General features: G+C 61.4%; 26 protein-coding genes and 1 pseudogene. 13 read left to right on the forward strand and 14 right to left on the reverse strand.

The window, feature by feature from the left end; genetic code table 11:
* Positions 1–19 precede the first annotated feature (19 nt).
* Together galU and AC6CH8_RS20760 are read right to left on the reverse strand one after the other, a co-directional pair.
* Positions 20–913, reverse strand: a complete 894-nt coding sequence (gene galU, locus AC6CH8_RS20755) for a UTP--glucose-1-phosphate uridylyltransferase GalU (RefSeq protein ID WP_498192139.1) — start codon at positions 911–913, stop codon at positions 20–22.
* 397 nt (positions 914–1,310) lie between these two features.
* Entirely contained in the window at positions 1,311–2,135 is an 825-nt protein-coding gene (locus tag AC6CH8_RS20760; RefSeq protein ID WP_498192140.1) for an alpha/beta fold hydrolase, read from the reverse strand.
* Positions 2,136–2,948: 813 nt separating this feature from the next.
* Between AC6CH8_RS20760 and AC6CH8_RS20765 the strand changes: the two genes are divergently transcribed.
* The 4 genes from AC6CH8_RS20765 to AC6CH8_RS20780 are packed head-to-tail and all read left to right on the forward strand — an operon-like array spanning position 2,949 to position 5,374.
* Positions 2,949–3,116, forward strand: coding sequence for a hypothetical protein (locus AC6CH8_RS20765; RefSeq protein ID WP_498192141.1), 168 nt, complete (start codon positions 2,949–2,951; stop codon positions 3,114–3,116).
* Positions 3,113–3,958 (forward strand): type II toxin-antitoxin system death-on-curing family toxin, encoded by an 846-nt coding sequence (locus tag AC6CH8_RS20770; RefSeq protein ID WP_498192142.1) that lies wholly within the window; start codon positions 3,113–3,115, stop codon positions 3,956–3,958. Before AC6CH8_RS20765 ends, AC6CH8_RS20770 begins: the two co-directional genes overlap by 4 nt.
* A gap of 58 nt (positions 3,959–4,016) precedes the next feature.
* Positions 4,017–4,163, forward strand: coding sequence for a hypothetical protein (locus AC6CH8_RS20775; protein ID WP_498192144.1), 147 nt, complete (start codon positions 4,017–4,019; stop codon positions 4,161–4,163).
* Entirely contained in the window at positions 4,160–5,374 is a 1,215-nt protein-coding gene (locus AC6CH8_RS20780; protein WP_498192145.1) for an O-antigen ligase family protein, read from the forward strand. The genes AC6CH8_RS20775 and AC6CH8_RS20780 overlap by 4 nt, the downstream gene beginning before the upstream one ends.
* A gap of 24 nt (positions 5,375–5,398) precedes the next feature.
* Here AC6CH8_RS20780 and AC6CH8_RS20785 read toward each other — a convergent pair whose 3' ends face one another.
* The 4 genes from AC6CH8_RS20785 to AC6CH8_RS20800 all read right to left on the reverse strand — a co-directional run bounded on the left by AC6CH8_RS20785 (position 5,399) and on the right by AC6CH8_RS20800 (position 6,999).
* Positions 5,399–5,551 (reverse strand): hypothetical protein, encoded by a 153-nt coding sequence (locus AC6CH8_RS20785; RefSeq protein WP_498192146.1) that lies wholly within the window; start codon positions 5,549–5,551, stop codon positions 5,399–5,401.
* Positions 5,552–5,988: 437 nt separating this feature from the next.
* Positions 5,989–6,426: a hypothetical protein gene (locus AC6CH8_RS20790; RefSeq protein WP_498192147.1), complete on the reverse strand. Its 438-nt coding sequence runs from the start codon at positions 6,424–6,426 to the stop codon at positions 5,989–5,991.
* Positions 6,423–6,569 carry a hypothetical protein gene (locus AC6CH8_RS20795; protein ID WP_498192148.1) on the reverse strand — a complete coding sequence of 49 codons (147 nt, stop codon included), beginning with the start codon at positions 6,567–6,569 and terminating at the stop codon, positions 6,423–6,425. The genes AC6CH8_RS20790 and AC6CH8_RS20795 overlap by 4 nt, the downstream gene beginning before the upstream one ends.
* 244 nt (positions 6,570–6,813) lie before the next feature.
* Positions 6,814–6,999 carry a hypothetical protein gene (locus AC6CH8_RS20800; protein WP_498192149.1) on the reverse strand — a complete coding sequence of 62 codons (186 nt, stop codon included), beginning with the start codon at positions 6,997–6,999 and terminating at the stop codon, positions 6,814–6,816.
* A gap of 368 nt (positions 7,000–7,367) precedes the next feature.
* On the opposite strand from AC6CH8_RS20800, the gene AC6CH8_RS20805 reads away from it, so the two are divergent.
* Both AC6CH8_RS20805 and AC6CH8_RS20810 read left to right on the forward strand, forming a co-directional pair.
* Positions 7,368–7,574, forward strand: coding sequence for a helix-turn-helix domain-containing protein (locus AC6CH8_RS20805; protein ID WP_498192203.1), 207 nt, complete (start codon positions 7,368–7,370; stop codon positions 7,572–7,574).
* A 276-nt stretch (positions 7,575–7,850) separates the two neighbouring features.
* Positions 7,851–8,033, forward strand: coding sequence for a hypothetical protein (locus tag AC6CH8_RS20810; RefSeq protein ID WP_498192151.1), 183 nt, complete (start codon positions 7,851–7,853; stop codon positions 8,031–8,033).
* Between the two features lie 17 nt (positions 8,034–8,050).
* Here the strand turns inward: AC6CH8_RS20810 and AC6CH8_RS20815 are convergent, their stop codons facing one another.
* On the reverse strand, positions 8,051–9,298 hold the full coding sequence (locus AC6CH8_RS20815; RefSeq protein WP_498192153.1) for an FG-GAP repeat domain-containing protein: 1,248 nt from the start codon (positions 9,296–9,298) through the stop codon (positions 8,051–8,053).
* A 351-nt stretch (positions 9,299–9,649) separates the two neighbouring features.
* Between AC6CH8_RS20815 and AC6CH8_RS20820 the strand changes: the two genes are divergently transcribed.
* Positions 9,650–9,829, forward strand: a complete 180-nt coding sequence (locus AC6CH8_RS20820; protein ID WP_498192155.1) for a hypothetical protein — start codon at positions 9,650–9,652, stop codon at positions 9,827–9,829.
* Between the two features lie 25 nt (positions 9,830–9,854).
* On the opposite strand, the gene AC6CH8_RS20825 is transcribed toward AC6CH8_RS20820, so the two are convergent.
* Positions 9,855–11,279, reverse strand: coding sequence for a TrkH family potassium uptake protein (locus tag AC6CH8_RS20825; protein ID WP_498192157.1), 1,425 nt, complete (start codon positions 11,277–11,279; stop codon positions 9,855–9,857).
* 375 nt (positions 11,280–11,654) lie between these two features.
* On the opposite strand from AC6CH8_RS20825, the gene AC6CH8_RS20830 reads away from it, so the two are divergent.
* From AC6CH8_RS20830 to AC6CH8_RS20845, 4 genes and pseudogenes are all read left to right on the forward strand, one after another.
* Complete coding sequence (locus AC6CH8_RS20830; protein WP_082698017.1) at positions 11,655–11,753, forward strand: potassium-transporting ATPase subunit F; 99 nt, start codon at positions 11,655–11,657, stop codon at positions 11,751–11,753.
* A gap of 6 nt (positions 11,754–11,759) precedes the next feature.
* Positions 11,760–12,448, forward strand: a pseudogene (locus AC6CH8_RS20835) (potassium-transporting ATPase subunit KdpA); the annotation flags it as partial.
* The gene (locus AC6CH8_RS20840) at positions 12,444–12,821 is read left to right on the forward strand and encodes a hypothetical protein (protein ID WP_498192159.1); all 378 of its coding nucleotides are present in this window, start codon (positions 12,444–12,446) and stop codon (positions 12,819–12,821) included. The pseudogene AC6CH8_RS20835 and the gene AC6CH8_RS20840, both read left to right, overlap by 5 nt.
* Positions 12,822–12,970: 149 nt before the next feature.
* Positions 12,971–13,360, forward strand: coding sequence for a hypothetical protein (locus tag AC6CH8_RS20845; RefSeq protein WP_498192161.1), 390 nt, complete (start codon positions 12,971–12,973; stop codon positions 13,358–13,360).
* Positions 13,361–13,464: 104 nt separating this feature from the next.
* Here the strand turns inward: AC6CH8_RS20845 and AC6CH8_RS20850 are convergent, their stop codons facing one another.
* The 4 genes from AC6CH8_RS20850 to AC6CH8_RS20865 all read right to left on the reverse strand — a co-directional run bounded on the left by AC6CH8_RS20850 (position 13,465) and on the right by AC6CH8_RS20865 (position 16,112).
* Positions 13,465–13,854 carry a CBS domain-containing protein gene (locus AC6CH8_RS20850; RefSeq protein ID WP_420178768.1) on the reverse strand — a complete coding sequence of 130 codons (390 nt, stop codon included), beginning with the start codon at positions 13,852–13,854 and terminating at the stop codon, positions 13,465–13,467.
* Positions 13,855–13,887: 33 nt separating this feature from the next.
* Positions 13,888–14,238 carry a P-II family nitrogen regulator gene (locus AC6CH8_RS20855; RefSeq protein WP_498192163.1) on the reverse strand — a complete coding sequence of 117 codons (351 nt, stop codon included), beginning with the start codon at positions 14,236–14,238 and terminating at the stop codon, positions 13,888–13,890.
* Positions 14,235–15,719, reverse strand: coding sequence for a DUF1538 domain-containing protein (locus AC6CH8_RS20860; protein ID WP_498192165.1), 1,485 nt, complete (start codon positions 15,717–15,719; stop codon positions 14,235–14,237). Before AC6CH8_RS20860 ends, AC6CH8_RS20855 begins: the two co-directional genes overlap by 4 nt.
* A 120-nt stretch (positions 15,720–15,839) precedes the next feature.
* On the reverse strand, positions 15,840–16,112 hold the full coding sequence (locus AC6CH8_RS20865) for a cation:proton antiporter regulatory subunit (RefSeq protein ID WP_498192167.1): 273 nt from the start codon (positions 16,110–16,112) through the stop codon (positions 15,840–15,842).
* A gap of 169 nt (positions 16,113–16,281) precedes the next feature.
* Here AC6CH8_RS20865 and AC6CH8_RS20870 point away from each other — a divergent pair, with 169 nt between their 5' ends.
* Positions 16,282–17,301 (forward strand): sensor histidine kinase, encoded by a 1,020-nt coding sequence (locus AC6CH8_RS20870; RefSeq protein ID WP_498192169.1) that lies wholly within the window; start codon positions 16,282–16,284, stop codon positions 17,299–17,301.
* A gap of 4 nt (positions 17,302–17,305) precedes the next feature.
* Entirely contained in the window at positions 17,306–17,959 is a 654-nt protein-coding gene (locus tag AC6CH8_RS20875) for a response regulator (RefSeq protein ID WP_498192171.1), read from the forward strand.
* Positions 17,960–18,439: 480 nt separating this feature from the next.
* On the opposite strand, the gene AC6CH8_RS20880 is transcribed toward AC6CH8_RS20875, so the two are convergent.
* Both AC6CH8_RS20880 and AC6CH8_RS20885 read right to left on the reverse strand, forming a co-directional pair.
* Positions 18,440–20,059: an ABC transporter permease gene (locus AC6CH8_RS20880; RefSeq protein WP_498192173.1), complete on the reverse strand. Its 1,620-nt coding sequence runs from the start codon at positions 20,057–20,059 to the stop codon at positions 18,440–18,442.
* The gene (locus tag AC6CH8_RS20885; protein ID WP_498192175.1) at positions 20,059–20,991 is read right to left on the reverse strand and encodes an ABC transporter ATP-binding protein; all 933 of its coding nucleotides are present in this window, start codon (positions 20,989–20,991) and stop codon (positions 20,059–20,061) included. The genes AC6CH8_RS20880 and AC6CH8_RS20885 overlap by 1 nt, the downstream gene beginning before the upstream one ends.
* Between the last annotated feature and the right edge of the window lie 186 nt (positions 20,992–21,177).

Consider the following 21,177-nt stretch of genomic DNA (forward strand, 5'->3'; position numbering starts at 1 on the left):
TTTCGACAGTAGACCTAAATCAGTTGAATAAACCCTTCATCCACGACTTCAACTCCTCGCCAAATTCCGCCTGTTCGGTAGCCAGACTGATTACCGCCTTGAGGTAACTAAGCTTGTCTCCGGTGTCGTACCGCCTACCACGGAAAATGACACCGTAGACGCCAGAGCCCTCGCCATCGATTGAAATCAAACTCTGAAGCGCGTCGGTCAATTGGATCTCACCGCCCCGGCCAGGTTCCGTGGTTTCCAAGACGTCGAAGACTGCCGGGTGCAAAACATAGCGTCCGATAACAGCTAACCTTGACGGGGCTTCTTCCACTTTCGGCTTCTCAACCAAGGCATTGACCCGCACAAAACGTTCGCCGTCGATCGCCGAGACGTCGGCGCAGCCATAGGCACTGATTTGTGACGGATCAACTTCTATAAGCGCAACCACCGAACCACCGGTTTCGGCTTGGACATCCATCATGGTTGTGAGCAGTTCGTCGCGCTCGTCTATCAGATCATCCCCCAGCAAGACGGCGAATGGCTCATTCCCCACGTGCTGGCGGCCGCACAACACTGCGTGACCCAGTCCCTTGGGCTCGCCCTGCCGGACATAGTGAATAGGACCGAGCTCTGAGGAGTATCGAACCGCGCCCAGGCGCGTCTCGTCCCCCTTGGCTTCCAGCGTCTGTTCGAGATCGGGAGCCCGATCAAAGTGGTCTTCTAAAGCCCTCTTACTGCGTCCAGTGATCATAAGTACGTCCGTGAGACCAGCGTTGACGGCCTCCTCAACTACATACTGGATGGCCGGCGCATCCACCACCGGCAGCATCTCCTTTGGCATGGCCTTCGTAGCAGGCAAAAAACGGGTTCCTAGCCCAGCAGCAGGAATAACAGCTTTTCTCACAGTGCTCCCCCAATGAGTCATGAACAAACCATATAGCTCGCGGATGAAATGCGAAATTAGCTGCCCAGTATTGCCAATGACTTAACAAGCTGCCTTAGCATTAGGCGTGAGCTGCCCGCACCAGGCCCTTGCCCAAGCTTGATGCGGGCAGCTTCCACAGCCTTGCACGCATGGCTGCCACGTCCGCAAATTCGTCGGAGTCCAAGAACAGTGCCAATACAGGATAATGAGAGCAGTGCGTCCTGCACTCTTGATTGGGGGAACATGCCGAATTTCTTAGTTAACGAAGGACTCGAGAGCGAAGAGGTAATCATCGCAGCGAGGGCGACGGAGGGGAACATTCAATGGTGGTTCTACGACGATTGCAATCGTGCACAAGAGACTCGCTTGCAGCGTCATGTGCAATCAATCCGGGAAGTCATCCATCCCTGACATAGTTGGCAAGAAAACCTCTCGTGTCCTCAGCAACCCGTTCCGGACACTCCCAGAGCACCAAATGCCCTGTCGCTCCGTAGATCTTCAATTGCGAACGGGGAATGCGTGCAGCGAGGGTCTCTTGATGGTGACGCGGTACTAAATGATCATGCGCACCCCACAGAATCAGTGTGGGAACTGAAAGAGAGCTCAGCTCGGTTGGTGGTGCAGCCTCGTAGAGGCCTCGCAGGGATGCCTTCCAGATGGCCGCCGGCATGCCGAGCCCATCCTGCACGCGGTCTTCGATATAGGATGTTGGCACTTCATGCAAAAGCCGATACCAGGACAACGTTTTGCGAACCCATTCCTCTGAAATCGGATCGTGAAGCAGGTCCACTTCGTCAGCAAACGGAGGTCTCACGTGCAGGCTGAGGGGAACTCCGACAAGAATGAGCGATGCCACGAATTCCGGGTGAGTGACCGCAAGTTGCTGCGCCACGTATCCCCCGCTGGACGAGCCTAAAACATGTGCCCGCTCAATGCCCAAGGCGTCCAAGAGCGCAACAACATCTTCAACGACGTCGTAAAGCGAGTACCCAGTCTCAGGTTTGTCCGCCTGACCATGACCGCGAAGATCAGGTGCGACCAGCACCTGAGACGACAACGACGCAATTAACCGCTCGAAACTGCGCCAAGATTCTCCCCAGGCATGCAAAAGCAACAGAGGCGGGTCGCCGCGGTCGTCGGATATTTCAGCTGGGTCTCCGTGAACCAAACACGGTACCTGAATTCCCGTACGCAGCGCGAGAGTCCTAACTTCGGACTTCATCACCCAAGCGTACGCCAGTATGAGGCCGCAGACCCGATAGTAGGAGTCTAGAACGCGACAATTCACATGAAACATTCAGACATTCAGACAAGTAGCCATATGCTGATGCGGGCGGCACGCCTCATTCAAATGTTGCCCAAACAGAGGCGTGCCGCTGCAACCACCACAACCATCACCCATGGGGCACTCCTGGCAACCCAGAACCCACCGCACCAGAACTAGCAATATTGCTCTTTGAAGGGAAACGACACCGCGTGCCGTATATAGACATCAACCCTCATAAAACGAGACCCAAGTGGCAGGCCTATGTCGGTCTTGGGTTACTTCTCGTCGCGACTATCGCAGTCGTGAGCCTCGCTCTCATAACCCGCTAGAACGCGACATACCATCCTCGTAACCGTCTCGCAGGTTCTTGGCAGTGTCTACGCTTAAGTTGGCTGGGTCGTCGGGAGGTGGACCTGTTTGCCGGGGTTGTCCAAACCGCTTATATATTTGCTCGCGGGCATGATCGCCTGAGGAAGCAATCAAGATTCCTCACCCTTCCTGCAAAGAACGGCCGTTCGCGGACTGCAACCGCTGCTGCGTTTCATTTCGCATCGGCTGGGACCTATGCCTTGGATTAGAAGACTGCGCCAAACGCGAGGGTACTCGTCGTTGGCCCCATCTGGATGAATGAAGATGTTCCCAGCACCATGACTGCTCTCGCTCCAGGAAATGTTGTCGCGCGACGGAAGACAACTCTGAAGAAGGAACATAACCGGTCTTTAGCGACCCTGATTGGGGATGCAAGAGTCGTTCGGTAAGATCTGGTACATGCCCATCCTCCTCCGTCCCGACTTCAACGAACCGTTGACGTACGCCAACGCGCCCCGCACTGAGCGCGACGGCCGGACCTACCTGGAGGACAGCGCCGCTCTTGAACTCATGAGGCGCATTGCCTCGGAGGAAAAGGACCTTCTTGACGCCCTTGCTGCGCAGTGACTGTATACATTTCAGCGGCTCAGATAATTGCATTCAACCATGAGCTTGGGGGTGCGGTCCGTGACGGCCACGGCGTTGCTGCCGCAGCAGATCGACCATCACAAAGCTTTGGCGGCCACGAATTGTACGTCAGCATATGGTCAAAGGCTGCCGCCCTCCTGCATGGTCTTGCCAGCACTCAGAGCTTTGTTGATGGAAACAAGCGAACCGCTTGGGTAGTGACCACCCTTTTTTTGAGGGTAAACGGTGTTGAGTTGCGCGGGCTCCCGAGAATCACCAGAGAGTCCTTCGTTCTAACCGTAGCCACTGGGTTGTTCACAATCGAACAGGCTGCGGAGTGGCTGCAAGAAAACAGAGTTCGAGCTCAAGACCGCCTCGACTTCGCTGTATTGGCGAACTATGCAGGCTTCCCCGAAGATGAACCCTCCGTGTGGGATGCTACAGCTGCATCGTTGTCGAGTGTTTCCGCAAACACGTTTCCTTCGTTCGGGACCATCTTCACAGTTTTCAGGATCAAGTGGAGACTGTTTGATGTCGGCGTAGATCACAGCCTCCACCTTCACATTCACACGGTTGACCGGGGCTTAGGCCCAGTGGCGTCGTTCCCAGCTGGCGAGGACTACATTGATATCGAGGTTCCCCCGCCGTTGCGTACCGGACACCGCAACCATGTGGACGGAATCATGCCCCTCATCGGAACTCAGGAAATTCCTCTGGTATTGCGCCGCCCTGGCACCACGCGGGTCGTTCTCCGCCTCGATAACGAACCACTCGCCTCACTACCCTTTGACGTGCACCACCTGCCTGACGTTCCAGATGGGTTGCCGTCGTTCCCGAAATAGATGTCGCCAGGGCGTCTGGCGGGGTCGGTCTTATGCTGGGACCGCTTATCATTGGGCCATGGGGAAAACACTCTTGAAGTCCACGGCGCTCTTCCTTGTTATTTTCGTGGCTGGTCTGCTTTACATGGCATGGGGTTCATTCGAGTACAACGTGCCGAGTGAGCAGCCCATCTACTTCAACCAGGACGGCAGCCCGAAACGGTGAATCCTGTAGTCCCGCTTGTAGCGGTCATCTTCCTGTTTCTGCCATTTTCTGAGGCACTCCCGGCTGCCGTTTCTGCTGCGTGGACGCTGCTGGTTTTCGGTCTGCTTGCGGCCTGCCTCGTCTTCGGGAAGCTCCGTCGTCCGGTTGGCAAGTGGGTTTGGTTTATAGCCGCATACCTTGCTGTGGTTGGTGTTGTCACCTCGACAACCAACGCCGATAGTATGCAGTCGCACATCATCATCGGTGTTCAGATCGTGGCGTTCCTCGCGCTGGCCCCATACGCCTTGCGCTACCTAGCTACCGTCGAGGGCCTGTCCGACAAGGCTGTGACAGCGTTTCTCGTGGGGCAGACTATCTCTGCTGGTGCCGCCATAGGGCAGGCTGCTGGCATTGCCGCTTTCGGGAAATTGATCAACGGTAGAGCAACGGGGTTTGCTGGGCACCCGAACATCGTTGGCGTGCTTTCCAGTGTTGCCGCAGTCATCCTGATTCATCTCATGTTCAAGACAGGCAAGCGCAAGCTCTTGCTGCTTGTGGCGCTAGTGGTCAACATCGGCGCTCTTGTCGCGTCGGGTAGCGTCAGCTCGCTGATCGCTTGCGGTGTCGGCGTTGTTGTCTACATGATTGCTGCGCGGGTTTCCTGGCGAGTTCCTCTGCTGCTTGCTGCCGGTGTAGCTTTGGTTCTCTGGAGCCTCGCGCAATTGGATAGCAGCGGCGTCCTGCGCAACCCCTTGGAACGCATTGCGCAGGTCACCGGCCAGACGGGGGCCATCAGTACACTAGACATCCGCCAGTACACCTACGCCTTTGCGTGGGAAGGTATCCAGAGCGACCCGATCTACGGGCGCGGACTGGATGACAAGTCAGGCGCCACCTTCGACATGTTCACTCTCACGCACAACGTTTTGCTCCGCGCCTGGTTCCAAGGCGGATTGGCGATGGGACTCGCATTTGCGATCCTTTACGCGGTGCTTCTATTCCTCATCGTTCGCGCCATGGTCAAAGGCGTAGACAGTGCTCCTGCCGGAGTGCTTGCGGTCATCATCGGTTTCTCTCTGACCTCCGCCGCACTCCAGCAGGGCTACTTCTGGCTGTTGATTTTTGGAGCACTTGCCCTGATCGGGCCGAAGCTACTTAGCGACCCACCGGGTGTTACCAGTTCCGGACTCCTTGACGTAGAACGTCGCCCTAGCGCCGCCGTCGTTTCGTAGCCTCTCTCGAGTTTCGGATACTAACTAGGACAGCCCGCTCTTGCCGCGAAGGTACTGGTTGAAGACATCAGCCCAGAACATCGATCCGTTGGCCTGCACGAGGGTGCCCGTGTAGCGAGGGTGTGTGCCGTCAGGATCGATGAGGTTCTTCCCGCCATCTTTGCGTGAGGCGAACACCTCAAAGCCTGGGATGTAGCCCCAGCCCTTGCCAGCACATACTGTCGGAGCGCAAGTTGCCGGGCGCGGTGATCTGTCGCGTTCTGCGCTGTCGTGGACGTGCCCACAAACTTCGGGTTCTGCGATGTGACAATGATGGCAGGGGCGCCACTTGGCGCGTTTGCTGCGACCTTCCCCACCGCTGCATCCAGCTTTCCGAGGAACGTTGCCGGGGTGTCGGCGTCGTAGTTATGCCCTCCGGAGAAGAACACCAGGTCTGGGTCCGAGCTGAGTAGCACCGTCCTGCGTGCTGCGTTCGCGTCTGCTGTCTGGTAGTCGAGCGTTGTGCCTGGCACGCTGCCGTTCTAGATGTTCAGCGTCCGGTACGGGCCATCTGTCGAGAGCCCGTTGACGGAGACGCTTACTGTGTCCAGCGTGGCAGTTGTCGAGTTAGATCCCTATCCGAAAGCGCTGGCATTCGCAAGCGCCGTTGCGTCGTCTGCGGTAATCGAGCCGCTGGCTGTCAAGCCGTTGACCGTTGCAGACACTGTGGTCCCAACGCATGAGAAGGAGACGTTGCAGTCCGCCTGGGATGCTCCGTTTGGAATTGCACCCGCCAAGGTCGCGATTGTGGTGGAGACGCCCGCGATGATCTTGATGATCGAGATCGTCTTGGTGGTCGAGCCTACAAAGTTGAGCCTGATGAGGTTGGTGTCATCTAGCCATTTGAGGTGCAGCCTGTGCTGCTTAGAGGTGCCCTCGTTGTTGGCTATCCCCATTACTGCGGTAGCGGTGACATGACCTGTCGCAGCATAGGGCAGCTTGGCGGTCGCGAGTCCGGTGGCGTTGCCGACTTGCACGCACTTGGTTCCGTTTGTGGTGTAGTAGCCGGTCATGACAGTCCATGGCTGTCCCTGATCAGGGGTATCGCCGTTAGCTCCGCGTCGGTACGGGTGAAGGCGTCCGAAGCCACCACGCCGTTGCGGGTGTCGGGTCGCCACCAGACGTCCCAGCTTGGAGAGTCACTGGGGCGGACCATGAGGTCCCACTGTCGTTGTATGCGTAGTAGCGGACGCGCCGGAGAGGCCAGAGACTGAGAGGGCCGGACCAGCCGAGCCCGAACCACTCTTCCTGCTGGTTGCCGGTGGAGTCTCCGAGCAGAAGACAGTTCAGGTCTGCCGGGACGGCGGCTGACGCGTCTAGCGTGGAGAAGAAGCTGGCTCCTACATTCTCCGAAGCGAAAGGGTTGGCGATAGGGCGGCGATGTGCGTTGAGAACGTTCATCAGGACACCGTCACAGCCGGGCGGGTAATGATGTCCCCATTGCTGTCGCGAGTCACCAGCGGCTGCGTGTACGCCTTCGCAGGGGTGGATGCCCGCGTCACGTGGTACGCGTCAACAGCGCCAGGAAACGCCGCGCTGACAGTGTCCGCCGTGTAAATGCCCGCGACACCATCAGGCCATGCCACGTTGAATATCGTTGCCGCGCCGTTCGCATCGCGGGTAATGGCTCCCGTCGCCATCGAAAACGGGTCAGAGGCCAACTGAGCAAGCCCGACATAAGTGGCACTATGTGCCGTGGCGTGCGGCTAGACAGTTTGTGCCATCTTCACATTCTGGTACCTAACTCCCTCTAAAGTTGTTGCCTGACCACTGTTCTTGTCCAGCTCGATCGCCGGAGACCCGCCTTGCGCGAGCCGATGAATAGAAGGCCGCGCCGGCCGCTGGCGGGCGATGTATGTGACAAGACCGTTGTTCCCGGGCTGCCATACCGCGGTTATGGTCCTCTTCTAGTTATGGTTGTCAGGTGATTGATGACCCGAAGCGCCCCAGATTCATGACGATCGAGCAGGTAGCCGAGGAGCTGGCCGTTGGGCTTCCTACCATCCGCCAGTTGTTGAAGTCTGGTGAGTTGCGTGGATTCCAGCTCGGTGGGCGTGGTATCTGGCGTATCGGTGTCAAGGATCTTGAGGACTACATTCAGCAGGCTTACTTGATTACTGCTGAGCGGATAGCTGCCGGCGAGGTCGCCGAGGATCAGTAGTGTTGTTTTTGGAACCAAAGGGCCCTTGCTGCCACTGTGGAGCCTGAGTTCTCCCTTCACGAACCCGGACAACCGCCAACCGCCAAAGTTGGCGGCAGCAGCGCCGTCGTACGCTTTATCCCGTATCGCGAGCGTGTTCCGGCGACCCGTCCGCCCTGCCCCCGCCCCGCCTCCCACTCCCTGACGTTCGAAGTTGGTCTTGATGTGGCCCATCTCGTTGAGGTAGGTGGGTGAGAGGGAGTTCTTGTTGGTGAGCATCTGCATCTGCTCACGGGCGTGGTCGGTGTAATCTGCGAGGTCGCTGGCGGCGGAGGCAGCGTTCATTATCCGGAGCAGGCCGAGGTTCTTCGCAGCGGACATCAGGCCCGTTGGGAACTGGGTGTCCATGCCCGGCTGTCCGGGGACACTCGTATCGATGCCGACGAACGCCGTCACCTCCTCCGGGTAGAGGGTGAGTAGTTTGGGGTGCGCGGGAATCAGATCAGGTCCTTGAAAATGTCCCAGCCGTTACCGATTTCGCCAACTTCGTAGAGGCCGGTCTCGTACGGGTAGGCGCCGCTGTACAGCCGCAGGTCGCCTTCTTGATCTATTGCTATGACGTCATTTCTAGGTCCCCGCCCGGCACTTGCCGGGTTGTAAGTGACCCAGTTTCGGCTGAACACGCCGGCGCCGCTGATCTCGGTCATGGCACCCCATCCGGAACCCACCACAGCGGGGGATTTCCAGCCGCCCTGCCCGTCTGCCGGGTACTGGTGGAGGACACCACTGTTGTCGCGGGCGAAGATGTCCACTGCTCCGTCACCGTTGGTGTCCCCGGGGGCGCTGATTCTGTTGAAGATCTGCCAACCTGCGCCCACCTGCGAGGATTCAAGCCAACCGCCTTGGCCGTCGCCGGGGTACAGGTGCAGGTTTCCTTGGCGGTCGCGGGCGAGGACGTCGTTGTTCCCGTCCCCGTTGAAGTCCCCTGGACCCACGATGGAATCGAAGATGTTCCAGCCTGCGCCGACCTGGGAGGGCGCCAGCCAGCCCCCGTCTCCGTCGCCGGGATACAGGTGCAGCTTTCCAAAGCGGTCACGGGCGAGGACGTCGTTGTACCCGTCACCGTCGAAGTCCCCCGGGGAGAAGACAACATCAAAGATGTCCCAGCCGGTTCCGACTACCCTCGGTTCATCCCAGGAGCTGCTGTAATAGCGCCCCTCGAAGGACATGTCCCAGAATCTCCATGTTGACTCGTACGTGCGGGGGTACAGGACCAGGTCACCGTCGTCAGTTCGGCCCAGAAGCTCGAAGTTCCCGCGCCCTGTCCAACCCATGGCCCGGTTGGACGCGGCAATGGGCGGTGTTTCGGCGCTGTGATACACATTCCCTTCCCTGCAAGAGGACTGAGCAGTGAAGGAGATGCGGTTACCGCGATCCTCTGGGATGAGTTTCAGGAATTCGCCTTGCCGTTCGGCGGGCAGGGGCACACCGTTACTGAGCCACTCCATGGTGAACCCATGCGGGGCCTCCTCCGTCACGGGGCAGGAACGGGTGAAGAACCTGCCTATTGTCAGCTCGGATCCCACGTTGGGCATTCCATGCATCAACGGCACATACTCGCTTGTAGATGCTATGGCCCCGTCGCCCTCTTCAGCCGTCGCCGGGGCTACGCCCGCCACCGTGGAGCCCACCATCAACACGGCAAGTGCCGCCGATTTGAACGCAAACGCACGAAAAGTTCCCATGATTTCCCCCAGCCCAGATACCCCAATTTGAGCTGAGCCTAACACTCGGCAAGACCAATCCGAAGGCGGGGGTTTGGTAGGGCGAGGGGCCGGACAACTGTATTTTGGGTACCTTGTCCGGCCCCGGCCCGCGGTTCCTACAACCACCAAATATTGGGGGTTTATTGGCGGTCGTTCCTGAGCCGCTGCATTCAGTAAAGACCTTGGGTACTCCCTGCGCACGAGTAGTCGGTACTCGTCTTTCAGCCGCATCCGAGAGCCTGCTACTTGCTGTGAGGGCTCTTTTCCTTGATTTTTCGCGGGCTGAATGTCGGAACACTTTGTGGGCGTGGGTGTGGATAGACTTCGCTCATGCAGGCTCTGGTTCTGATGGGCTTTGTCCTTGTGACGGCCGTGATGTGGGTGGGAGTCATCATGATGATGCTCACTGGGCTGTACCGGGCAGAACACCGTGGTGGCGTAGAAGCCCCTGACCACGCGCAGGAGAAGGTCCGGGAGAAAAGCGAGGCGTCCCCCAGGAGCCGCCCTTAGCGCTTCGTTCTTCCTCTGAAAAGTGTCACCCGATGATGGGCCGCTCTTCGGGTAGCTGGAACAACCTGGGCCGGGAGGCCAGGGCGATGGCTGACGCAACCGTGATGGTGCCGATGCGCCCGGTGAACATCAGCGCCATCAACACCCACTCTGCGGTGGGTGGCAAGTTGTAAGTGATGCCGGTGCTCAGGCCGACGGTTCCGAATGCAGAGATCGTTTCGAAGAGTACCTTCTCAAGGCTGTAGTCAGTGGACATGAGGAGCAGCAGAGTCCCAAGGATGACCGCTCCGACGCCCAGCAGAGCGACAGTGAGAGCCTGGCGCTGGGTGGAAGAACTGATGGAACGGTGTCCTATGGTCACGTGCTCGCGGCCGCGGATCTCGTTCCAAATCGCGAATCCCAGAACAAGGAACGTCGTGATCTTGATACCGCCGGCCGTTCCGGCGCTCCCACCGCCGATGAACATCAGCACGTTGGTGATCATCAGCGTTTCCGGGGTAGCCACCCCATAGTCGATGCTGTTGAAACCTGCCGTTCGCGGGAAAACGCCGCCCGCCAGCGAGCCCAGTATCTTCCCGCCAAAACTCAACTGGCCGAGGGTCTCCGGACGGTTCCACTCGAAGGAGGCGAATAGAACAGTGCCCACTGTCAGCAGCAGCAAGGACCCGTAGACGGTCAGACGGAGGTGAATGGTCCAGTTCTTGAAATTGAGGCGGTCCCTGAACAATTGGATGATCACCGGGAAACCGAGTCCACCGGCAATAATGGCGGCGCAAATGGGGACGATGATCCAAGGGTCTTCCGCGAAGCTGATGAGGTTATCGCTGTACAGGGCAAAGCCTGCATTGTTAAACGCGGAGACGGCGTGGAACACTCCGTGCCAAAGGGCCGTACCGGGGTTGTCGTCATAGGCGATCCAGAAGCGTGCCGTCAGGATGAGCGCTGTGATGGCCTCAAAGACAGCCATGATCTTCAGAACCCTGAACAGCACGGACTTGACGTCTCCGAAATTCAGGGTGTGGGTTTCGGATTGCGCCACGAGTTGGCCGCGTAAACCGATGGTCTTCCGTACGAACAAGGCCAGCAGGGTCGCCAGGGACATGATCCCGAACCCTCCCACCTGGATGAGTCCCACGATCACGGCGTGCCCGAACGGTGTCCAGTAGGTGGCAGTATCCACAGTGATCAGGCCGGTGACGCAGACAGCTGAAACGGCGGTGAAGAATGCCGTGGTGACGACGTCCTCGCCCTCGCCGGTCCGCGATATTGGCAGCATCAGTATTCCGGCACCGAGGATGATCACCGCCAGAAACGCCAAGGGTACCGAACGCACCGGGTGCAGGAGCGCTGCCTTCAGCCGCCCTCCCTGGTGGACAAGGGCCTGCAGCGCAGGGTTGCGAAGGATCACGGAACCTTCAGCCGCGCCAAACCTTTCAGGGGCGCGAGTCATGCGGCATGCACCCAAGGATGTCCGCTCACAGATCCCCATTCGCACAGCTCATTAGCATCCAACACGTGCCGAAATTAGCACCGATAACCAACCACCAGTGGGGAAACGGAGATTTCTTGACGAATCCTTAACGCCATGACGTTAAGAGCGCATCAAGATTTCCCGCGTCCGCATTAAGGATTCGTAAGGAACGCCTTTTCGCCACTTTTGCAGGAGTTGACTGATGTCAGCCTCGCAAAAGAGGCAATGATGAAAGGACGTTCCAGTGGCCGACGTGGCTGTTGTGGTGATTCTCGTGGTGAGTATGGGAATCGTAATGTGGGTGGCCCACCTTCTGGGCAAAATGGTCGACGGCGACGGCCCGGTGAGCGGGCAATGAACGTGGATGCCATCATGTGGGTGGGCCTGTTCGTCCTTGGCTTGGCCGTTGCCGGATACCTGCTGGCCGTGCTGCTCAACCCGGAAAAGTGGTGACGGCGGGTGGTTTTCAGCACTGCATCCTTCGTCACCCAGATAGCCGTACTGGTACTTGTTCTGGCACTGCTGCACAAGCCCTTGGGTTTGTATATGGCGCGGGTCTTCTCAAGTACCAAACACGCCAAACCTGAAAGGGCCATCTACCGCCTGGCCGGAGTGGACTCCGGGACTGAACAAAGCTGGTCTGTGTACCTTCGCAGCGTCCTGCTCTTCTCGCTGATCTCCATCCTGGTGATCTTCGCTCTGCAGCGACTGCAAGCCGTGTTGCCCGGCAGCAATTCCTCCCCGGCGTCGGAATCGTAGTGGTGGTTGCCCTGATTCGCGGCATAGCGCGGACCACTACAGACCGGCTGGGCAACTTCTGGGTGGACCTGACCCGCGCCTCGTTCCGCATCCTGCTGCCCATCGCCACCGTGGCGGCCATCGCCCTGGTGATTGGCGGCGTCGTGCAGAATTTCTGGTCCACGGAGGTCACCAATACGGCCACCGGCGCCAGCCAGCTGATTCCCGGTGGTCCTGTCGCCTCCCAGGAAGCGATCAAGGTCCTGGGTACCAACGGTGGCGGGTACTTCAACGCCGACTCTGCCCATCCCTTTGAAAACCCGAGCGCCTTCACCAGCCTGTTCCAGGTGTTCCTCATCCTCCTGATCCCGTCCGCCCTGCCCTACATGTATGGGCGAATGGTGGGTGACTAAAACTGATGGCCGACGCCGGCTGCGCCGAGAAGATCGGACAGTTCACGGCCGAAACCGCGAGCCGGACCCCCGATACCCTGGCCGCCGAGGTCGACAAGGTACCATCGACTTCACCCAGCACACCGAGAGCTTCTACTTCCAAGAGCTGGACCCGAAGATCTCCCTGGCCCGCCAGCTGCCATACGCACTCCGGCTGCGAGAGGCCGCCTCCGCCACACCAGACCCGGCGGTCCAGCTCAGCGCCCAACGGTTGGGCGAAGCGCTCGAGCAACTCGCCCAGAAGATAAAGACCGGTTTCCTGCGCACGGGCAACGACACCGAGGAGATACTCACCGCATACGCCCACGAGGATGGCCGCACCACCCCCTGAACCCGAACGAACAAATCCCGCAAGAGCACGACCAATCCCCTCTCCCGGACGCCTACCCAGCTTGAGTGGTGCCGGGGGGCTATAGGGGAGATCGTGACGAGCTCGGGGACTATGAGGGCCTTTTGCAGGGAACAGATCATTGTCACCGCATGCGCAGTACTGTTGACCACGCTGGTGCTGCCGAGCCTGACCCTGCCGTGGCTGATGAAGAAACTGGCTCTGGCCGAATCGCCCGCGTGGAACGCGAAGCCGAGGAAGTCCTCGCCCAGCTGGCACAGGAAGCATCACTGTCAGCCCTGCGCAGCTCTCCGGTGATGGCCAGCCTCTCGCCGGCCCAAAGGGAAACCATCCGGTCAAGGCTTTCCCACCTTAGCTGGGACCGCTCGGAAGAGGACGCCGACAGTACCGACCAAACACACCGGCTCAACGCCCATGACATTCTGGTCGCCGCCCAGACAATCGCCTGGACGCCGCCCGCAGCACCCGATCCGGAATCGTGGACCGAGTGCTGCGGCGGCTGGACCTGCGAACCCTGCTGATCGAGGACTGAGAGGACGCCTTGGTTCGAGAGCCCACCACGCTGAACGAAAGACCGCGGACCCGAGCGCCGAACCCGGCCAGTTGCATGACTGTGAAGATGAAGCTAGATCAGATCGTCCATCAGCCGGGCCAGGATGTCGTTCATGGCGAGCAGCCCGACGAGCTGGTTGCCTTCTACCACGATCAGCCGGCTGAGGTGATAGCGGCTCATCAGGGCCGCCGCCTGACGCACCGACAGCTGCTCGTTCACGGTGATCGCGGGGATGGTGGCGGCGTCATAGACATTCAGGAGATCCACATCCCCCTCCTGCGCCACGACGGTGTCCAGGAGTTCTCTGTAGCTCAGCATGCCGTAGGCGTCATGGGCGTGCTGCCGCTCCACCACGAGGCTCTTGACCTGGCGTTCCTTCATCATGGACAGCGCCTCGCGCAGCGTGCTGTAAGGGGAGATCGTGACGACCTCGGGGACCATGACATCTTTGACAGTGAGCATCTCTTTCCTCCTTCTAAGGTTTCCGGGTCTGCTTCAGGAGCCCTCACGGCGCAGATGCTCCTCGAACCTGACCACCTGGCGCATATCGATCCCGGTCAGGTGCTCGATCGGGATTGCGAAGGCCAGGCCGCGGGACTCGGTCCCCCTGACCAAAACCTGATGCAGTTCCTTCAGGATCGGGGCCGTCAGGTGTGTCCCTACGACCATCAGCAGCACGGATTGCGTTCCTTCGAAGGTGAGCCCGAAAAACGTCTTCCTGGCCTCGCCGCCAATGCCCTTGCCCGGCAAAATGGTCACACCCGTGGCCCCGGCCCGCTGGGCGTATTCAATCACCTTGTCTTCAAGCTCGTCCGGGGCGATCACGATGACTGCGGTGAATTTCATGCCGGTTCCCTCCTTAGGCGGGGAATTCTCTCCATCACCATGGCATACACCATGACGGAGATGACAGGGAAGATCGAGGCGTAGGCGATCAGGCCAAACCCGTCGATCAATACGTTTCGGCCCTCCACAGCGGCCGCGAGGCCGATCCCGAGGGCAGTAACCAGCGGTACGGTAACCTCCGACGTCGTCACCCCGCCGAGGTCGAAGGCCAGCGCGATGATGTACTTGGGTGCGAAAAAGACAAGGACGAGCGCGATGGCGTAGGCGGCCATGATGTAGTAGTGGAACGGCCCTCCCACCAGGATGCGGTAGACGCCGAAGCCGATCCCGAGGGAGACGCCAACGGCGACAATGACCCGGACGGCGAACGCGCTGATCTTGCCCGGCGATGCGTCCTGCGCTTGTTCTCCGATGGCCACCAGGGCGGGTTCGGCCATGGTGACTGCGAAGCCGATGAGCAGCGCGAAGAGCAGGATCAGGGCCGGGACTCCCTGTTCGATCAGCTGCTCCGCCATCAGGGTCCCGAGCGGGAACAGCCCGAGCTTGAGTCCCACCACGAAGGCGTACAGTCCCACCAGGACCATGATGAAGCCGATGACGACCCGCAGGGGGTGGGGCAGCCTGCGCCGCAGGGCGACCCATTGGAAAAAGAGGACCACGGCGACAATGGGTAGGACCTCCCGGACCATTGAGGCGAGGCCAAGGATCATGCCCACCACCCAATCCGTTGAGGACTCCCCGGCGTCGGTGACCGGCGGGGCCGGCCCGGCATCGCCGAAGGTGTAGACCCAGATGCCGTAGAGCTGGACCCCGATCATGGGCACCATCACGCACAGCGCGACCAGCCCAAAGCCGTCGGCAAGCAGGCTGCGTCCCCTGATGGAATTGGCCAGACCGAGACCAATCGCGGCGATCAGCGGGACACTGACGATGTTGGTGGTGACACCGCCGGAATCGTAGGCAAGACCTATGATCTCAGGCGGGGCGATATACGTCAGTCCCAACGCCATCGCGTAGCCGACGATCAGCAGTTTGTACACCGCCCAGCCACGCAGGACACGCAGGATGCCCAGGACCATGACCAGCCCCACCGACACAGCGATCACGAAGCGCAGCACCAACGCATTGATACGACCATCGCTGACCAATTGGGCCTGCTCCGCGACAGCGATCACCGCCGGCTCCGCGACGGAGGCAGCGAAGCCAATGGCAAACCCAAAGGGCAGTAATAACCTCAGGGCCCCGCTCCGGACGAACTGGTTAGCCAGGTTCTTGCCCACCGGGAAGATACTCAGATCCAGGCCATACAGGAACAGGGCAATGCCCACGGCCACGATCAGGAGCCCCGCCACCAGCTGGAGTGGGTCATCGGGCATGGAGCGGAACACCAGCAACTGGAACAGGACGACGACGATCACGATGGGCAGAAGGTTCTTGAGCGCCTTAAGGAATTCGCTGGCGAATCGGCTGAGGTGCTCCATCGGGTCCTCTCCCGGAATGGTCCTGCGAGTACCTGGCTTTTCAGTTCGCCGGGCAGGCCAAGTCGCGTCTACCAACCGAGCCTCCGGTGTGAATCGACGACACGGGCGGGTCCACGACCGTCATCGCCCGCTCTCTGCGAGCTGGGCGACCCGGCGTTCGAGTTCGGCGATGCGATCGGTGATCGGCTGGCTGTGCAGTAGCTCGGCGACCTGATCGGCTTCGTCCTCCTCGAGCACGATCCTTGCCACCACCCGGTCGGGTTCCGCCGGGTCGTAAACGAAGATTTCGCGCCCGCCGGGACGCGTGACGAGGATGCGGAATTGCTGGCCGTCGCGGGTCAGGCAGTCGTGCAGCACCCCGGAGCCGGGCACTGTGGAGTGGGTGGTCTCCATTAGGCCCTCCGTTCCGCCGGTTCTTGGGGTACATTCAGTCTCCCCTCGCGGGGATGGAGGTGCCATTGGGCCTGACACCCATTTCCGGTGCGCCGCGCGCACGGGACTCCGCCGCCCGTGGGTGCCAGCCCTCATGGACAAAGGACGCAGGCCGCGCAAGGCTAGTCACATGCGGACCGCGCTCGAAACCAGGGCCACCGGAATGATACGCGGCTTGCCTCTGAAAGGACCGGCACAGTTGCTGTTCTGGCGACTGTTCATCATCAACGGATTGCTCTTCGCGATGGGCACGCTCGTGTTGGCACTCTCGCCGGCGACGGTGTCCTCGCCCGTCCTGCTCACCGAGGTACCGGTCCTCCTCGTCGGACTGGCTCTCATCCTCGCCGCGAATGCTGCCTTGGTTCGGGCCAGCCTCGCACCGCTTGACGCTCTGACGGGTGTGATGCGCCGGGTGGGCCTGCTGCGACGCGGGGGCGATCGGGCGATCGAAGCCGGCAACGGCGACCTCAAGGACCTCATCCGCACCTTCAATGAGATGCTTGACCGGCTGGAGGCGGAGAACAGCGCGAGCAGTGCCCTCGCGCTGGCCGCGCAGGAGGGGGAACGTCAGCGGATCTCGCGGGAACTGCACGACCAGATCGGCCAGAGCCTGACCGTTGCTCTCCTCAGTCTCAAGCGAGTTGTCGATAGATCTCCCGAGGATCTGCGCGAGGAGAGCCTCGTCGCCCAGGAGGCGGTCCGCGCCAGCCTGGAGGAGGTCCGCCAGGTGGCGCAGCGTCTGCGCCCGGGCGTGCTCGCGGACCTCGGCCTGCGGAGCGCGCTGAATTCGCTGGGCTCGGAGTTCTCCCGCTCGAGCGGGATCCCCGTGAACTGGGAGCTCGATGACGACCTGCCCGAGCTCAGCGGGGACGTCGAGCTCGTGCTTTACCGCATCGCGCAGGAGGCGCTCACCAATGTCGCCCGGCACGCGCACGCAACACGAGTCGATTTCGCGCTCACCTCGACGACGAAGGGGCTGACCCTGCGGATTCGCGACGACGGGCAGGGCGGTGACCTCCGAGAGGGCGCAGGCATCCGCGGGATGCGCGAACGCGCCCTGCTCATCGGTGCCGAGCTGACGGTCGCCGCACGGCAGAGCAGGGGGACCGACGTTCGCCTCGTCGTTCCCGGCGTCGCGGCGGGGAGCTGATCCGATGGGCGGACCCACGCGCATCCTGCTCGCTGACGACCACGCCCTGGTCCGCCGTGGCCTTCGCATGATTCTCGACGCGGAACCCGACCTCACCGTCGTGGCTGAAGCCGCCGACGGCACCGAGGCCGTCACCGCCGCGACCGCGGGCGGGGTTGACCTCGCTGTTCTCGACATCGCCATGCCCCAGATGACCGGCATCCAGGCGGCGCGGCAGATAGCGCGCAGCGCACCCGACGTGAGGATCCTCATCCTCTCGATGTACGACAACGAGCAGTACTTTTTCGAGGCACTGCGTGCCGGGGCCTCGGGTTACGTGCTCAAGTCGGTCGCCGACCGCGACCTCATCGAGGCGTGCCGCGCAGCGATGCGCGGGGAGTCATTCCTCTACCCCGGCGCGGTCACCGCGCTCATCCGCGACTATCTGGAGCGCGACCGCCGAGGCGACCGGATGCCGGACAGCATCCTCACGCCCCGCGAGGAGCAGATCACAAAGCTCATCGCAGAGGGGAACACCGCAAAGGAGATCGCCGACATCCTCAGCATCAGTGTGAAGACCGTCGATCGCCACCGGGCCAACGTCCTTCAGAAACTAGGCTTGCGCGACCGGCTGGACCTCACAAGGTTCGCCATCCGCACCGGGCTCATCGAGCCGTAAGCGGTCCGACCTGAGGAGTGGACGGCTCATGACTGCACCACATGAACCGCAGGACGATCTTGTTCCACTGGCTCAGCCGGGAGGCATCACAGGCCTCTTCGCTGGCCTGCGTGACCATGCAGCACACTCTCGGTAGAAAAGAGAAGGCGCTCACCCTCCTAAAGGCCCTCAGACACCGCGGCATCAACCATGAATTCATTCTGCGCTCAGCGACGGTGCACTCATAGCCCCCTCGCTCGCGGCTTCGGTCCAACCCCATGTCAGCTGTGTGCTAGCTCTGAAATAACGGCAGGCCGAAGTCGCTGATGGCGGAGACGACGGCGGTGCAACCTTCGAGCGCTCCCAATAAGTCATCGTGGGTCCCGACGTCCCCGATGACTGCGTCAAGTGCGTCCAGACCAGCATCCATGAGTCTGGCCGCGCTGCACCAAGACCGCCTCAGGCAGGACTACGGTCCCTCAGGGCTACCGGTGCGCTCGTTCAGATGGCCACGTCTCTTTCCCTGATCAGACGGCTGCCGGCTGCCGCGGCAATAGCGGCGATGGCGGCCATCAGCAGGGCGCCCTCCAGATGGAAGGCTTCAACTGGCATGGCTGAGGAATGCCGGAAGGGGCTGAGGTCCTGAAGCCACACCGGCAGGCTGAGCAGCTCCCCGAATTGCCCCAGGACCAGCGCGACGGCCAGGGCACCCCAGCCCGCGGGGGTGCTCCAGCGGGGCGCGAGTGCGAACACCAGCACCGTTCCGGCAGGGAAGACAAGCGCTGCCGGAATGTGCGCCAGGGCGGCGGCAAACACCATTCCGGGGCTGCTTCCCCCTGCCTCACCCAAGGCGAGCACGACGGCGGCAGAGGCTCCGGCGGCAACGGCAACAGCCGTCGTCGTCATTGCCGCAACGGCGAGGGTGCTGCCCAGCCAGCGGAATCGCGACGCCGGCACAGACAGCAGCAGTTCGGCCCGGCCTTCCGCCTCTTCCGCCCTAAGCCGCAGCACCGCCTCGATGCCAGCGGCAGCGGCGAGGACCCCTGCGATGCCCAGCATGGCAGTGGTGAACAGGTCTACCAGTTCCGCGTCGCCTGGAACGATGCGGCTCATCAGTTCCGCTACGGACGGGTTTCCTTCAAGTGCGTCGCGGACCACCGGACCCAGACCCCCGGCCACGGCTCCCAGCGCAGCGCTGGTGAAGCACCAGCTGGCCAGGCTTCCACGCTGCAGCCGCCATGCCAAGCCCAGCATCGATGCCAGGCCGGTGCCCGCCCGTTCCGCGCCCGCCTCATCCGCTGCAATGTAGCTGGCACCCAGGTCCCTGCCACTCCGCAGCACCACGGCAAGCCCTGCCAGGACAACGGCACCGGCACCGATAGCCAGCAACGGCAGCGTGTCCGCCTCGGTGAAGGGCCGGATCCGCTGGCCCCAGCCGATGGGTGAGAACAGAGATGGCCACGCCGCGGAAACGTGCAGCAGTGATGAGTCGGCTGTGCCGAGGGCGTCGCCGGCACCGCGGATCAGGTAGGCGCCACCGATCAGGGCCGCAACTGTCCCGTTGGCGCTCCTGGCGGAGGGCATGACCTGGGCTACCAGCGCGGCGGCCGCCATGAAGAACAGACCCACGGAGCCAACAGCTGTCCCCGCCAGGAATGATCCTTGGACCGGGAGGCCGGCACCGATGAATCCGGCGGCAACGGCCAAGGCAAGGACCACGTTTGCGCTGGAGCCGAGCAGCAGGGTTGCGTACAGGGACGTCACACGGGTGACCTGGGTGGAACCGACCAGTTCAAACCTGCCCTGGTCCTCGTCCGCGCGGGTGTGGCGGACCACCAGGAATGCGCTCATCAGCCCGGCCAGCACGGCAGTGAACGAATAGCCCTGGAAGAAGGTGACCGCCCCCGAACTGATGCCGTCGGGCAGCCCCCGGAGGAAAAGGAACGCCGGGCTGGCTGCAGCCACGGAAATCAGGGCGGCCCGCTCATTGTCCTCGCCAAATTGTGTGGTGACGGCGGTGGCTGCCGCGTAGCCCAGACCGGCGATGCCCAGGATCCAGGCGGCCAAGGTACCGCGGTCCCGGCGAGCCTGGAGCAGGGCCAACCGAAGAACGGCGCGCATCACAGCACCTGGCTCTTCTGGCTCGCGTGGCTGGGGTCCTGTGCGCCGTAGTGGCGCATGAACAGCTCCTCCAGGGAAGGGGGCGCGGCCGTGATGCCCGTAATACCTGCAGCAGCCAAAGCATCCAAGACGTAGTCCAGGTCGGCTGCGTCGGCGTCGAACTCTATGGCTGTCCCGTCAACTCGGAGGTCGTGGACGCCCCGCCACGTTGCCACAACCTCAGGTTTCACGGACGACGTGACACGGAAGCGAGTGCGCGTGAGGTGCCGGAGTTCGGCCAGGGTCCCGGATTCCACGGCCACGCCGGCCCGAATGATGGTCACCCGGTCGCAAAGCTGCTCCACCTCGGCCAGGATATGGCTGGACAGCAGCACGGCGGCGCCGTCCGCGGTCACCCGGCGGACATGACGGCGGAACACGGCATCCATCACCGGGTCCAGTCCTGAGCTTGGTTCGTCCAACAGGTAGAGCCTGGCGGGGCGGGAAAAGGCCGCTATAAGGGCAGCCTTCTGCCGGTTGCCCTTGGAATAGGTCCGCGCCTTCTTCCGGGGATCGAAGTCGAACTCGTCGATGAGCTGCCGGCGCAGGTTTTCATCCGCGCCGCCGCGCAGCCCGGCGAGGAGATCGATGACCTCGCCGCCGGTCAGGTTGGGCCAGAGCGTCACGTCCCCGGGGACGTAGGCGACATCGCGGTGTGCCCGCACAGGCTCAGCCCACGGGTCGATACCGAACACGCGGGCCGTACCCGATGTTGGCCGGATCAGTCCCAGGAGGATCCGGAGGGTGGTGGACTTCCCGGCCCCATTTGGCCCCAGGAAACCGTGAACCTCGCCCGGAAGAACCGACAGGTCCAGACCCGCAAGCGCGGCGGTATGCCCAAAGTTCTTTGCGAGGCGTGAGGTGTTGATGACAGGAGATGAGTCTGACTGCATGACGTGATCCGTTCCTTGGTCACAGCTATCACGCCAAGGCGGGTGCCATGGCATGCCGCAGGCCTTACCGCATGCGGGCCGACCAGGCTTCCCGGCTCTCCAGACCACATACTACAAGCGGCATGAATGGGGCGGAAGAGGCTGATGTTTGAACGGCGTAGCGTCTGTCTCCAGCCCGGGCAGGGA

This window comes from Paenarthrobacter sp. GQ52 (assembly GCF_059759005.1).

Bases quoted from the DNA above. Each gene is read 5' to 3' on its own strand.
- galU (WP_498192139.1), bottom strand. From the start codon at position 913: ATGACTCATTGGGGGAGCACTGTGAGAAAAGCTGTTATTCCTGCTGCT.
- AC6CH8_RS20760 (WP_498192140.1), bottom strand. From the start codon at position 2,135: ATGAAGTCCGAAGTTAGGACTCTCGCGCTGCGTACGGGAATTCAGGTA.
- AC6CH8_RS20765 (WP_498192141.1), top strand. From the start codon at position 2,949: ATGCCCATCCTCCTCCGTCCCGACTTCAACGAACCGTTGACGTACGCC.
- AC6CH8_RS20775 (WP_498192144.1), top strand. From the start codon at position 4,017: ATGGGGAAAACACTCTTGAAGTCCACGGCGCTCTTCCTTGTTATTTTC.
- AC6CH8_RS20790 (WP_498192147.1), bottom strand. From the start codon at position 6,426: ATGACCGGCTACTACACCACAAACGGAACCAAGTGCGTGCAAGTCGGC.
- AC6CH8_RS20795 (WP_498192148.1), bottom strand. From the start codon at position 6,569: ATGGTCCGCCCCAGTGACTCTCCAAGCTGGGACGTCTGGTGGCGACCC.
- AC6CH8_RS20805 (WP_498192203.1), top strand. From the start codon at position 7,368: ATGACGATCGAGCAGGTAGCCGAGGAGCTGGCCGTTGGGCTTCCTACC.
- AC6CH8_RS20815 (WP_498192153.1), bottom strand. From the start codon at position 9,298: ATGGGAACTTTTCGTGCGTTTGCGTTCAAATCGGCGGCACTTGCCGTG.
- AC6CH8_RS20820 (WP_498192155.1), top strand. From the start codon at position 9,650: ATGCAGGCTCTGGTTCTGATGGGCTTTGTCCTTGTGACGGCCGTGATG.
- AC6CH8_RS20825 (WP_498192157.1), bottom strand. From the start codon at position 11,279: ATGACTCGCGCCCCTGAAAGGTTTGGCGCGGCTGAAGGTTCCGTGATC.
- AC6CH8_RS20830 (WP_082698017.1), top strand. From the start codon at position 11,655: ATGAACGTGGATGCCATCATGTGGGTGGGCCTGTTCGTCCTTGGCTTG.
- AC6CH8_RS20845 (WP_498192161.1), top strand. From the start codon at position 12,971: ATGCGCAGTACTGTTGACCACGCTGGTGCTGCCGAGCCTGACCCTGCC.
- AC6CH8_RS20850 (WP_420178768.1), bottom strand. From the start codon at position 13,854: ATGCTCACTGTCAAAGATGTCATGGTCCCCGAGGTCGTCACGATCTCC.
- AC6CH8_RS20855 (WP_498192163.1), bottom strand. From the start codon at position 14,238: ATGAAATTCACCGCAGTCATCGTGATCGCCCCGGACGAGCTTGAAGAC.
- AC6CH8_RS20860 (WP_498192165.1), bottom strand. From the start codon at position 15,719: ATGGAGCACCTCAGCCGATTCGCCAGCGAATTCCTTAAGGCGCTCAAG.
- AC6CH8_RS20865 (WP_498192167.1), bottom strand. From the start codon at position 16,112: ATGGAGACCACCCACTCCACAGTGCCCGGCTCCGGGGTGCTGCACGAC.
- AC6CH8_RS20870 (WP_498192169.1), top strand. From the start codon at position 16,282: ATGCGGACCGCGCTCGAAACCAGGGCCACCGGAATGATACGCGGCTTG.
- AC6CH8_RS20875 (WP_498192171.1), top strand. From the start codon at position 17,306: ATGGGCGGACCCACGCGCATCCTGCTCGCTGACGACCACGCCCTGGTC.
- AC6CH8_RS20880 (WP_498192173.1), bottom strand. From the start codon at position 20,059: ATGCGCGCCGTTCTTCGGTTGGCCCTGCTCCAGGCTCGCCGGGACCGC.
- AC6CH8_RS20885 (WP_498192175.1), bottom strand. From the start codon at position 20,991: ATGCAGTCAGACTCATCTCCTGTCATCAACACCTCACGCCTCGCAAAG.